Origin of the sequence: Candidatus Liberibacter sp. (assembly GCF_014048425.1) — a bacterium.
In the GTDB taxonomy this organism is placed as follows: Bacteria; Pseudomonadota; Alphaproteobacteria; order Rhizobiales; family Rhizobiaceae; genus Liberibacter.
Genome location: NZ_JACETX010000025.1, coordinates 1 through 13,392 on the forward strand (window position 1 = coordinate 1; position 13,392 = coordinate 13,392).

Genomic DNA, 13,392 nt, shown 5'->3' on the forward strand with positions numbered 1-13,392 from the left:
CCATCCATGTAGATTGAGCGGAGACTGTATGCCAAGGATAGCAATAAAAACAACACTTAGTTTAGCTTATACCGCTTTCGCAACCATAAATCATTTTAACCTATATTACGAACGCAATTTGCACCTCCATGTATCAAAAATTTTATCGCACATTACTACTGCTATGATATTTTCTCATCTTTTATATAAAAATCTTAAGAATTTTATTCTACTGATAGAAATGCAAATCTAAACCTAGTAGAGTCTATTAAGGAGGTAGACAAGTGTCATGCAACAAACATTCATATTCTTCCTAAAAACAACATGTTTAACCGCAATAGGTCTTCATTTCGCTTTGATTTGGGATCATTACTTTAATGCATGAGATAAAGCAATATGTTTTATTCCTTGTATTAACCCAAGATCGCTCTTCAGATCTATGAGAAGATCTCTTTATAAATAGACTTCAAATCGTTATATTAATAAAAACAAAATACCATGCAATATCGATCACAGTCTCAATTCATCCCTATTAAAAAAACTTTTTATATTCGGCTAAAGATTGAAATAGCTTTAAAAATTTAGGGACATTAAAATCTATAATGATAAATACATGATAAATGATAGGATTCCTGACTGTAAGAACACGGAGAATCAAAATCGGCTTAGTCCAACATCGCTTGATTATTAAAAATACAAGAAGGGTTCTCGGAAGTCTCCCCCCTTTAAAATAGAATGCGGTACGAGAGAGATCCAACCATTAAGGCGGCTATACAGATAGTTTTGATCCCATCAACTCCAAATCGCATAACAGGACTGCATCCCATACGTTTCATAGCACAATAAAAAACTGCAGGCTTCTCTAGCTTTTGCGTGATAGATTGAGCTATCAAAGTCGCATTAATTGCTGGCTTAGAAAGCTCAACTATATTGAAATAAAACTCTGAAAAATCATCCCTAAAAGATTTTCTCTAATCCTCTCTTATATCCTTATCATTTTACACTCTATATTCCTATAAAACTATATTTCTATAAAACATTTTTCATTCCAGCTATAGCAAGTTGGCATCCCTCGAACCGCAAATAGCAGGACTTTCATTCCGAACTCCTATAGACATTTTACAACGCGACTATCTAAAAACTTGCCATTAGCAGAAAATCTATAGCTGATATGAAGGAATGCGATGGCACTACAAGCACGGCAATTGCTAATAGGATAGGAAAAAATTAACTCCACGCCATCATCAGTATTTTTTCTTTCACTCAGTATCGGCCGAGGCTGAGGACTGACATCAGGATTCTCCTTTGCAAAGGAAAGCCAAATCGGATCAAAATTAACGTCATCAGAAATGTCATAAACATCAATAACAGGATATCCTACAGAAGGAATCAATAAAGTCACTTGATTTGTATTAGCCCTATAAGGATAGACAATTCCCGCAATACCTACTGAGCCTTCTTTCTCATAAGATTCCACATAACCAAGCTCTCCTCTTGCCGATAAATATTCAGCCGCTCGCAATGCATCTGCAGTTCCGGTTTTTTTAATTTCATTAATAAGGCAATTGGATTCATGATCCCCACTCGAAAAACAATTTTTCGCAAAAGAATCACTTTTCCAGATAGATTTTTCAGAGATCACAAATGACTGCGCAACTTGATCCTGAACAATGTTTTCTTGATTCTTATCTTTCTTCGCATCACAACCGAAAAGAACTAGTAAAGTCATACTTATAACAGATGCAAGTCTACTTCTCATCATATATCTTTGCATTTTTCGTAAAAAATCTCCACGATACTAAAGTCTATATTTTTAAATAAAAACACTAACCTATAAGACACATCTATATCAATTATATGTACATTGGATATAAGTCCATTTTTGAAAATATAATTCAATTATATAAATCAATCAGTTAAAATATTTAAATCAACCTTTCTGTGATTGAATCCCTTTGAAAATATTCATGTCACTCTGAGTGATCTTTCTAAAATTAAAATGCAGGAAACCACTAGTAAGAATTCTCCTTCTTATAAAGAAAAATGGGTCTCGTGTATATGTCATCTTATCCCAATTAAATAACACCCTTATCCGCAAAAAGGAAAAAATTTTAAGTATTATAACAAAATCCTCATTGTTAGAAAACCTTTTTTCATTCGTAAATGATCTAAAAAAGGGAATTATATTATAATTCCCCTAAAAAAGCTTTTACATCTCATATCCAAAAGAAACCAATAAAAATACCTTTGAAAAACAAGAAGTCTGGTCAACATACCTATTCCCCTTAATATAATTATAAAAAAATACTCTCCGAAAGAAAACGTGCAAATTCAGATTTTTTGCCTTTCTCAATCACCCTCCTTTAGGAAAAGAAGATCAATACTTAACTCTTGTTTATTTGTGCCTTAAATTGTTTTCATATTGTTTTCATTAGGAGATCAACATAAATATACTATAATAAATCTATATCTTCTTATACTTATAATCAATAAAGCAAACCGCTATAAGACAACTGACAACTGACAACTGACAACTGACAACTGACAACTGACAACTGACAACTGACAACACTCGCAACAATCAATATAAAAACCAAGAAAAACCGTAGCACATCTGGTTTAAGTACTATAAAAAATTAACTTCAATAACGCTTATTCTAAAAAGAAAAAACGGAAGATATCCCAACATCAGGTATATCTCATATTACGATCAAGATATCCTTACTATAAAATCCGCATGGAAAACCGACATCAATACATTGAACCTATTCCTTATCGGTTGATGAACTTCTCAAGAAATGAGGATTCTTTCGTGATAATCAGCGTATTGTTGAATGTATGATGGATTGCTAGTTTGTCTAAAACGATATTTCCTGAAGATACTCATACCTTTTAGGAATAAAATAATTCAAACTGCAATCACTTTTGGGATATAAATCTCCCTCAATTAATTGCTTTTTCTCGTCATTTTACGTAGGTCACGGATAATTGGCTCAATGACTTCATCTGGATTTCTAAACCAATCTATCGACCAAATGCGTCGAATACTCCAGCCCATTCTCTCTAAAACCTCTTTTCGCAAGCGATCTCTATCACGCGCAGATTTAGCAGAATTATAGACTGATCCATCACATTCAATCCCCATTAAATAATGTCCTGGCTTAGATGGATCCTGTACAGCTATATCAAGGGAAAAACCCATACCCCCTATATGAGAATCACAACTAAATCCAGCTTTTTGAAGTTCACCTATAACAGAAACTTCGAAATCGCTATGCTGATTCTTCTTTGTGTTGACAGAAGAATCAATCATATAACCTGTCTCAGCGAAACGCAGGAAGTCACGCATTACCCGAATACCACGCTTTGTATCCTTATCAACTGAAATATCTTCATAACGTATAGAACTAAAGACATTTATGCGTTTTCTAGCTCGCGTGAAAAGCACATTGAGACGCCTCCATCCAACATCCGAATTAATGGGACCAAAACGCTGAAAAACACGTCCATTAGGCTCATTTGGCCCATAAGTAAACGAAATAAAGATGACATCCCGTTCATCTCCCTGAACATTTTCCAGATTCTTAATAAAGAAAGGATCACTGTGCATACGCAATTTATCAATTGCCTTCTCTGCAACATTATCCTTACGACATAATTTATTGAGTGCATTTTCAATTTGGTCGCTCTGTTTTGAATTCATTGCGACAACACCTAAAGATTCTTCAGGATATTGCATGGCATGATCTTTTATAGCACGTGCTATAATCAGAGATTCTTCGGGATTACACTGATCTACAACCGTACCATTTTCTATATAAGTAAACCTAATGCCATATTTCTCCACGTCAGCATAAGGAGAAGGGAAAACGATCAAATTGTCATCGTAAAAATGATGATTCGAATACGCAATGAGATTTTCGTGTTGCGAACGATAATGCCAACGCAAACGGCACATCGAAAACAAAGGCAATAAAGCATCCAGAATACTATCAGTCTGGCTTACCGCTGCAACTTCATCAGAATCTTCCCGATCACAACCATCATTATCAAAAAATCTAGTAGGAGGGAGCTGTTTTGGATCTCCCACTACCACGATCTGTTTTCCACGAGCGATAACACCCAAAGCATCTTCTGGTTTGATCTGAGAAGATTCATCCATAATAACAAGATCAAACATAACATCTCCAGGCTCCAAGTAATTAGCCACAGACATGGGACTCATCATCACGCAAGGCTTTAACTGAAAAAGAGAAGTTTTTGCTCGGGAAATCAACTGTCGAATAGGAATATTCCTTCCTTTTTTGCCTAATTCACTTCGAATCAATGATAGCTCTGTATAATCAGACTTTCTTCCCCCCGAAACACCTTGGGCAATATCTTTATGATCAATTATGCTAGCAATACGTTGCCTCTGAAGGAGCTTTAACTTTTCATCGTATTCACGAAATCTTTCCTGCTTTGTAGTAAGTTGAATACCCGAGAAATGCATCAAATGCGGTTTTTCTGTAAAAATTTCATGTGCAAGTTGGTGATATATGGCTAATAGTAAAGCAGATTCCAATTTCTCAACATCAAGTTTAGCATCAAACACAGCTTCTTGGAGAGATTTTAATCCTTTATCCTCCATATCTTGAACCATATGCATCAAGCTTATCCAACTGTTCAACAAACGGGGCTTGTCGACAGCTGTGGCATTGCGTTCAATCAATTTCACAAGGTCATCACCACAACGAAGTGTCCATTTTTCCATGTCCAACTGCGTTATCTTTAAAAAATCTTCTTTTTTCTTAATATGTTTTGCCCAAATACTTTCTAATTTTTTAATGTCTTTTAAAAAGACCTGATAGGAATCATGACTATCAAGATTTTTACAAACCGTTACTAATTCAGAAAGATGGATATTTTCTTTTACAGAATCTACAAATTCCAAAGTACCCTTAATGATGGCTAGAGATTTCTCGGATTCCTTGCTCTGGATATCAAAAATATTAAGTGGAATATCTTTTCCAAATAAATCTCCAATCAATGATTCTTCATCCAAAACAATCTTACTTTTCTGTAGTCTCTGTAAACTCTCTCCTATCTCTTTGGCTTCCTTCAAAAGAAGATCATCTCCCTTAAATAAATTTTTCCAAGGTTCAAACGTATGGGATAACTTTTGAGAAAGAGAATCAAAAATATTGTTTTCACCAACTAGAACTGCATTAAAATCCTGTAAGTTCTTTTGTTTAGGCAATAGTTTTTCAAAATCTGACAATTTATTTAGAATCGTAACAATCTTTTCGCTTAACCCTTCACGCTGAAGCTTTTGGAGACCTTTAAAGAGTTGGCTATCTAGTATTAAAAGACTATCTCCTAGAACAACATCTGGCCCAGAACCTCTTCCCCAAACTTGACGAACCTCGCGATACCAGCCTCTTAGTTTTTGCAAAGTCACAACATCTGTTGATAACCCTTGGTAATTTTCTCCTAAAAGGTTCTTGAAATTCCTCTTCTCAAAACTATCGCGCTCAACAACAAACTGACGAGCATTTGGTAGTTGTGCATAAAGTCTTTTCCAAGAGATCCCAGGATGTTTTGCTAAATCCAGAAGAGATTTCTTCGCTTCTTTCCATGAATTTTTAAATGAACCAAACAATCCAGAAGAACGAAGCTCTTTACTAAGACTTTGTAAAACTTTTGCGTTGGGAAGTTTATCAATATCAAAGATATCTTTCAAAGAATCCTGAAGAATCCTCAAGGAATCCAATCGTTCAGAAAGCTCCCCTAATACTATATCTATTCCATCTTTATCAAAGATATCATCCCGATAACGCAATAACTTTACTGGCAATGCAGACGCCAAATTCAGTAGAGTGACAATATTTTGAAAACCATTTCGCCTGGCGGAAATTCCTTTAGAAAAGGTTAAAGGGAAAGATTGAATCAGCTCTGATAACTTTTCCCAGTATTTTTTGCATAATAAAGACATTTCCGACAAGGAGGAAATGACGTTTTTAATCTCCCCGAAAGAAACATCATCACTCATATCAAATTCTTCACATATATTGCAGAAAAGCGGTATATCTTTACAATTCCGTAAATCTTCAATCCTCGCTGGTAGCAAATAGACCGCTACACCAGAAAATTCATCTTGCACACAGGAGAAATCTTGCATCCACTTCTGGACAGATGACCTTGAACCATCCTCAATCTTTTTAAATGCTTCAAAATGAACCAATTTAGGTAAAACAGGCATATTTTCAGCCGTACCAACGAGCTGTTCTTGCCAGTGCAAAAAATTTTGATTTTTCTGTCGAATAGCATACTTATCCAAAAAGGCATCACAAGCTTTCTGCCATTCAATAAGCGCAGACTGCCAATGATTCAAAGAAGAAATAACCTTGTTATAATTGAATACATGAATATCAGGATTCTTAACACCATACCAAGGATGATCTGAAAGATCTACTTTCTCCCCAGCTTGCTTGCGAAAATCTATAACCGCATCTCTGAAAGCTTTAACTCGATCTCCAAGACGCGATCTCGACAAACTATCTGCGGCTTCTCCAGATATTCCCTCTATTTGCAACTGCGCAGAATCCAATCCTAACTCACGACGATATCGGGAAGATCCCATCAAAATCTGATGTATCGTCAGTTCAGTATTTTTCCAAACCTGATTAATTTCTTGGGCATAGTGATTTAATGCACTTTTTTGCTCCTCATAAAGAGCAATTGTTGTATCAAATTCCTGTGGAACTCCTCGCGGGATCCGATTATCAATGCACTTACGAATATCATCCAACACAGAACGTTTATATATCTTGTGACTGTGAATTTCCAAACAGAAATCTCCCAGTCCGGCTTTCTCTAAACGCTGCTTTACCACTTCAATTGCCGCCATTTTCTGGGCGCAAAAAAGAACTGTCTTTCCACGTGCCATTGCAACAGCAATAAGATTGGTGATGGTTTGTGATTTTCCTGTCCCAGGAGGACCCTCAATAACCAAATTCTTTCCGTTAATTACATCTATCAAAGCACTATGCTGAGAGCTATCGGCATCATCTATCAATGGAAAATCCTGATGAATAGAATCTATCTCATCAATTTTATATTCCGTATCCTGATCAGATAGCACAGTTTTCTTATCAGAAGACTGTGCTATAAAAAGGCGCTGGACTATCTCATGATTAAGAATATTGTCATTTCCTTCAGGCCAACGTGCAGGATCAAGATCAAGGCACATCAACATCTTGCTAAAATTAAGCAATCCCAACATGCCATAACGACGAACTGTCCAATGTGATTTGCTTTTTTCTATAACCTTTTGAACTTGAAAAAAGTAATCTTCGGGTAGCATGCCCTCTGTAAGTTCTGGAAAAACAATCCCAAAATCATCTTGCAGTCTTTCTTCTAACGAAAGATTTGGTCGTATTGGCTCACCTGTATAGCGCAGATAATACTGACCAAGACCCGATTTTGAGACAGATTTACCTCTTTCTAAAGATACTGGAATCGTAAAAAGTGGTGCAAACCGTGGTTTTTCATAATCATCTGCTTCATACCATTCTAGAAAACCTAGAACAAAATAAAGTATAGAAGTCCCTGCCTCTCTTATAGAACTCTGTGATTTATCGTACATTGATCGCAGAATGGTTTCTAGTCTATCAGAGAAATACGGAGTCTGTATCTGATTTTCTTCTAAGGTTTTCTGCTGCTGCAAACTGCATGTTTTTAAGGGTTGTCCGTCTTTAGCGGCACGCTCAAATTCACCTATGTCTTTATAATCATAACTTTTAACGAGGGAACTTAACTCCTGTAAACTGAGATTTAATTGCTTCCCAACTTCATGCATACCTATTAGGGAATCCTGATCTTTTAGATTTTGATCAATGAGTTCTCTGACTTTCCGAAGCTTGCAATAGCTTGGATCTCCATTCTCTATTCCCCCATCCAAGGGTAATTCATATTTTTCATCAAAGCCTAAACTATCAGCCCATTCATTTTCATCTACAGGATGAACACTTCCTTCATTTGAAAAGCCATTTTCCCGAAGCTGCTTTTGGGTAGGAATAGGAAGCGGTGCAAACTGCATAACTTCCTCTTTGAGAAAAACATGATATAGGCGGTTAGGCGATATATCAACGATTCGTAATGAACCCTGTTTTCCCTCTATTGGAAAACTCAACAACTTATTCCGTACCGTCCGATCTAAAAGTTTGCGCCGCATATCTTCAAGGCACTTGAGTACATATTTTTTTGTTGACTCATTAATCCGAACTTTATCGTTCATAAAATTATCCTTGCAAAGAAAACCAGATCTGCACCCAAAACAAAAAGTAACTCACGCACGACAATTGCATGCAAAAACCTATAAATTTTCCCTTCCTTAGATACGCAAACATATCCGGAGAGAATTTCTTTTCTCAGCGATCAAAAATGTATTCATCCTACTACGCAAGATGAATACACACCTCACGATGCCTATTAAATACAGAAATATAATGTTTAGACATCTTATATCTTATTTTGTCCCCATATCATACCTATTCTCATCACATAAAGATTAATGCTTTAATATTAATCTAACTATTTTCATTAATTTATAATGTATTTTTAAGAAAAACACCTTTTCTAAGATTACTAGAGTCAATTTTTGGTTATTAAATGCCAAAAAATACTAATACTTTTCTATATTATTCGTTAAAAAAACTTACTGAAATATAAAGAAATGATATTAAAATTTATTGGAGAGATATGGAGATACTTAAAATATATCTTTCATAAATATAGAATCATGAATATTTTAAATTATACAATAAATTACCACAAATAACTGAAAATAATATTGAAATAAAACCATCTCTTATGAATTTAAAGAAATCCTCAAGATACTTTTCTAAAAGATCTTAAAATAGATCTTTCATAAAAATTTTTCCTATTAAATCCAAAGGAATACATCCCAGATAGAAATTGAATGCATAATCAAAATCTTAATTGATACATCCTGTAGAACAAATATATCCCACCTTTCTCTTTTATGTTATACATTAGGGAATCAGAGACAAAGCATTTGGCATGGGATTATATGATGGATTTACCTGAAATTCCGAAATTGAAAGATAGTCAACGACCTATAAAAAGAAGAAAGCCTTTGAAAACCTCAAATTCCAGTATTAACAGCGATTCGGAATGTATAAAAAATGATTTGAGGGACATAAAAATTGATGTCCGAGAATTGCGGGCTGATATTTACACTGAGTTAAATGATGCTAGCACCGTCTATTCCATGTTGAAAACTGGAAATACGCGAAATTTTACTTCTATACAAGCATTAGAAGAGCATGTTGAAGAAAAATTTAATAAAACTAATAGGAATCTAGAAAGAATCACACAAGAAATACAAATTACCAAATTTATCCTATTAAGTTCTGCCATTTTACTTGTCATTATTCAATTAGCAATACTCATATTTAAATGAATAATAAAAAACCTCGTCTGCAAAACTTTTTACTATCTTACTAACCCAAACCCTCGTTTAATCCAAAAGAATACATCTAAAACCAAAAATATATATTCCATAAAGTATTTGAATATAACTACCTGGTTTTTGGTAGATATGTCATACAGCCACACGTTAATTCTTTGTTGAATGATGTCATCGAACTCACCACCTTTAACTTTCTTATTTTGAAAAACCAATTTGTGCCACTGCTTCCCAAAAGGAGTGATCAAATTGTACATGTGAGAAGATAAAATATGATATACAAGATGCCAATGACTGTTTTTTAAAAGCACTACATCCTAATGTATTGTACATATTATCCTCACTATCTAGATTAATTTTAAAAAATAAGTTATTGTTTTTGTTTTATATTTTTATTTATTGAGTCTTGCCTTTTTATAAGTATCAACTAGAGATTATGTAGATTAAGCGTTTGTAATCTTAATATTTAACCACTACATAATACAACTTAAAGCGAAAGAGCGATGGTTTAAAAACAATAGATTTAGCACTTAATTGCTGAGCAGAAGACATAGAGAAAAGCTTTGTTGAAGTAAAAGACAAAGTGGAAAAATCATTTCAACAAATGGTCTCGAAAATTATGAATATGAAAGCATTACCTCCAATCATCTTCATGCTACTAAGCTTGATATAATCAGGATTTGTATTGTGCTTTTTAACAGCCTACATAAAATACGCATCGGGTTTTTATCACTTCTTATGCTGTTTGGTCGCATTGTTTCTATTACGATTATTTCCTTTTATTGCATCAATTCTAGGGATTATAGGAGCAATTCAAATTTGGAAGTTGCCGTGGTGGCAAGCTGTTTGTCTCTCTTTTGTTGTCCCAATAATCAATATATTTATTTTATGTATTTGGGATATCTTTGTATTTGTCATAAAAAAAACGAATATCCTTCTAAAAACAAAGCCTTAATATCCTCCAATCCTGAATAAGACATTGTATATTTTACGGCATATTTTCTCCTATCCAATCCCTAACCTTTAAGATCGCTTTTTTCTAGCAATATTATCCGTGTACCAGAAGCCTAAAAATACAAGCCATAGTCTCTTGAATGCAGATGAAAAGCACCAAATTACGAGCGGCTAAAACTAGCTATGGCTAAATTGTATACACAAGCAGTTGATGCTAAAAGCCAGCTTAATCATACCACAAAAATGATCGCAGATAACATCTAAAATATAAGACAAAAGGTAAAACAATCAGTTTTATAACTTATTGAAATCACCGTTTCTTCTTTTTATCGCTCCTTGGATTAAGTTGTTGATTTTTCTTGTAATTATTAACTATATCTATAGTAATAGTTTTTTGCTGTTCTTAATGATTATGCGAAAAACCTAAGTTTCTTTGATGTTTAGGTGCCTGTAAAAATTCAAAAAGCGTTTTACTGGAAAAGAAAAAATAAAAACTGCAATTGTTTCTATAGTTAGAAGATTGGGATTTAATCTCATAGATCATAATGATTTCATTGCTACTTCAGATTTTTTTGATTTTATCATGAAAGGGTAAAATTATAATGGTGATGCCTACGGCTAAAATAATAGCATATCGTGTATAAAAGTTAAGATCGAAAATTTCCTAACCTATTAAAACAACGGATTCTATGTTTGGTTTCGCCTTCATATAAGTCATTGATATTTATTGTTTATATCACTTATATCTAGATCAAGGTCTTTCTCTATGAATTTGGATTAAACCACTCAAATTCATGAAAAAAATTTAATTTCAAATTGATTTTTATCTTATCGGTTTTATCCTAATATTGTCTTGCAATTAACATGGTGCTTAATTTTTGTTGTGATGGTTTTTCCCCTAATTTGTTGAAATATCTTTGAAGATTTTGCTTAATAATATCCATTAGCACCAGGATTCTTCATCCTCCATCGTTTATTATACAATTTTTTTTACAAAACCAATCCGATCCCTTGCTAAAGCAATCATAGTTATGCAATATTTTCTGTAAATTTAAATGGGAAGTAACATGAGTTATATTTTAGAAACCATTCACCTGATTTTGAACTTATACACAAGACTACTTATCATAAGCGTAGTATTTTCGTTCCTCTATAATTTTAGAATAATTAACACATCTAACTCATTTGTAATATTTATCGGACAATTTCTCTATAATGCTACAGAGCCATTGTTGAGACCAATCCGCAAGATCCTCCCTAATCTTGGAGAAATAGATATTTCCCCAGCAATTCTTTTGCTTATTACGTCTTATCTATCACATATAATCCGATAATAGAAATTTTCTGCAAGGAAAGAATGTCCGTTCTGTGCAAGTTATCATTCGCCTTTCCCCAAATGCAAAGCATAATAGGATAGAATCACTCGAAACCCTACAAAACGGCAGCATATATATTAAAATAAAAGTATGCGCCCCCCCACAGAGAGGAAAAGCAAATAAGGCGATGATAAATCTTCTCTCTAAAAGCTTATGCCTCAAAAAATCTTCTATTAAAATCCTTGCGGGGCAATCTTCCCCCTTAAAGAAGGTCAATATCGACGAAGAATACGCAAACGCTCTTAAAAAAATAAAGGATATCCTAAAAAATACAGGATAGTAGAAATTTATTGTCTATGAGAGGCCCTCTCTATAGCCGCTATAATTATTTCGTGAGCACTCTGAGTCCCCTTCCAAATGCCTAATTTAACCCATTTCCCTGACTCAAGATCTTTATAATGTTTAAAAAAATGCTCTACTTTTCGCAAATAAGAATCCGAAATATCTTTATAGCTCTGCACTGAATCATAGCAATTAGTTAAACATCTCGAAGGTACAGCTAGTATTTTTTCATCTTTCCCTCCATCATCTTCCATCGTCATAACTCCGATAGGACGGACACTAATGACAGAACCCGGCAATAAAGGTTCCGTATTATAGATCAAAACGTCAATTGGATCTCCATCATCAGAAAGAGTATGCGGAATAAAACCATAATTTCCCGGATAAAGCATAGAAGTAGAAATAAAGCGATCCACTATGAGAACACCGCTCTTCTTATCCATCTCATATTTTACAGGATGTCCACCAAGCGGAATTTCGACAAAAACATTTACATCTTCCGGTGGTTTTTCACCAATATTTATCTCATTTAACCTCATAAAACCCTCTCTAAAAAATCGTCAACTCACAACACGACAACAAGGAATAAGGGAAATAAAAAATATCATTCGCAATTATTTTCCCATTAAGATCCCATATAACGAATACTACAATCTCTTTTTAAATTAAAATGAAACGCAAGAAAAACAATCCAACATAAGATTATACGAAGAATAAACCTCCTCATAAATGTTTAAAACGACATGTCTGATAGGATAAAATCAAGCAAAATCTTTCATTTTTCCTTGTCTCTTACGTTCATTCGAATCTAGATACATTTTCCTTAAACGAATAGATTTTGGTGTTACCTCTACTAATTCATCACCTTGTATCCACGACAAAGCCTGTTCCAATGTCATTTTAATGGCTGGCACTAATTTTACAGCCTCGTCTTTGCCTGAAGCCCGCATATTGGTTAATTTCTTTCCCTTAATGACATTGACCTCAAGATCATTTTCTCGAGAATGGATTCCAACTAGCATACCTTTGTATACCTTATCACCGGGCTCAACGATCATGGAACCACGATCTTCCAAATTAAACAAAGCATATGCCACCGCTTGACCTGATTCATTTGATAGCAAAACACCATTAACACGTCCTCCCATCTCCCCTTTATATGGTTGATATGAGTGAAACAAGCGATTCATGGTAGCCGTACCACGCGTATCAGTCATCAACTGTGACTGATATCCAATCAAACCTCGAGTCGGAGAAAGGAATACAAGACGGACACGCCCAGATCCTGAAGGACGCAACTCTATCATTTCAGACTTATGCAAAGTCATC

General features: G+C 34.4%; 8 protein-coding genes and 1 pseudogene. 4 read left to right on the plus strand and 5 right to left on the minus strand.

What is annotated here, in order from left to right; genetic code table 11:
• A partial coding sequence (locus H0G72_RS06135) for a hypothetical protein (protein WP_220456103.1) occupies window positions 1-232 on the plus strand: 232 nt, incomplete at its 5' end.
• 472 nt (window positions 233-704) lie between these two features.
• Here H0G72_RS06135 and H0G72_RS03740 read toward each other — a convergent pair.
• The 3 genes from H0G72_RS03740 to hhe form a co-directional block, all read right to left on the minus strand.
• On the minus strand, window positions 705-872 hold the full coding sequence (locus H0G72_RS03740; protein ID WP_182017447.1) for a hypothetical protein: 168 nt from the start codon (window positions 870-872) through the stop codon (window positions 705-707).
• Window positions 873-1,087: 215 nt separating this feature from the next.
• Complete coding sequence (locus H0G72_RS03745) at window positions 1,088-1,741, minus strand: hypothetical protein (protein ID WP_182017448.1); 654 nt, start codon at window positions 1,739-1,741, stop codon at window positions 1,088-1,090.
• A gap of 1,185 nt (window positions 1,742-2,926) precedes the next feature.
• Window positions 2,927-8,257, minus strand: coding sequence for a DUF4011 domain-containing anti-phage protein Hhe (gene hhe / locus H0G72_RS03750; RefSeq protein WP_182017449.1), 5,331 nt, complete (start codon window positions 8,255-8,257; stop codon window positions 2,927-2,929).
• A gap of 795 nt (window positions 8,258-9,052) precedes the next feature.
• Here hhe and H0G72_RS03755 point away from each other — a divergent pair.
• From H0G72_RS03755 to H0G72_RS03765, 3 genes are all read left to right on the plus strand, one after another.
• Window positions 9,053-9,445 (plus strand): hypothetical protein, encoded by a 393-nt coding sequence (locus H0G72_RS03755; protein WP_182017450.1) that lies wholly within the window; start codon window positions 9,053-9,055, stop codon window positions 9,443-9,445.
• A gap of 2,027 nt (window positions 9,446-11,472) precedes the next feature.
• Window positions 11,473-11,739 carry a YggT family protein gene (locus H0G72_RS03760; RefSeq protein WP_182017451.1) on the plus strand — a complete coding sequence of 89 codons (267 nt, stop codon included), beginning with the start codon at window positions 11,473-11,475 and terminating at the stop codon, window positions 11,737-11,739.
• A 34-nt stretch (window positions 11,740-11,773) separates the two neighbouring features.
• Window positions 11,774-12,061 carry a DUF167 family protein gene (locus H0G72_RS03765; RefSeq protein ID WP_182017452.1) on the plus strand — a complete coding sequence of 96 codons (288 nt, stop codon included), beginning with the start codon at window positions 11,774-11,776 and terminating at the stop codon, window positions 12,059-12,061.
• A 7-nt stretch (window positions 12,062-12,068) separates the two neighbouring features.
• Here H0G72_RS03765 and ppa read toward each other — a convergent pair whose 3' ends face one another.
• Together ppa and H0G72_RS03775 are read right to left on the minus strand one after the other, a co-directional pair.
• The gene (gene ppa, locus H0G72_RS03770; protein WP_182017453.1) at window positions 12,069-12,602 is read right to left on the minus strand and encodes an inorganic diphosphatase; all 534 of its coding nucleotides are present in this window, start codon (window positions 12,600-12,602) and stop codon (window positions 12,069-12,071) included.
• Window positions 12,603-12,824: 222 nt separating this feature from the next.
• Window positions 12,825-13,392: pseudogene (locus H0G72_RS03775) on the minus strand (translational GTPase TypA); the annotation flags it as partial.

Coding starts and splice junctions, on each gene's coding strand:
- H0G72_RS03745 (WP_182017448.1), bottom strand. CDS start 1,741: ATGATGAGAAGTAGACTTGCATCTGTTATAAGTATGACTTTACTAGTT.
- hhe (WP_182017449.1), bottom strand. CDS start 8,257: ATGAACGATAAAGTTCGGATTAATGAGTCAACAAAAAAATATGTACTC.
- H0G72_RS03755 (WP_182017450.1), top strand. CDS start 9,053: ATGATGGATTTACCTGAAATTCCGAAATTGAAAGATAGTCAACGACCT.
- H0G72_RS03760 (WP_182017451.1), top strand. CDS start 11,473: ATGAGTTATATTTTAGAAACCATTCACCTGATTTTGAACTTATACACA.
- ppa (WP_182017453.1), bottom strand. CDS start 12,602: ATGAGGTTAAATGAGATAAATATTGGTGAAAAACCACCGGAAGATGTA.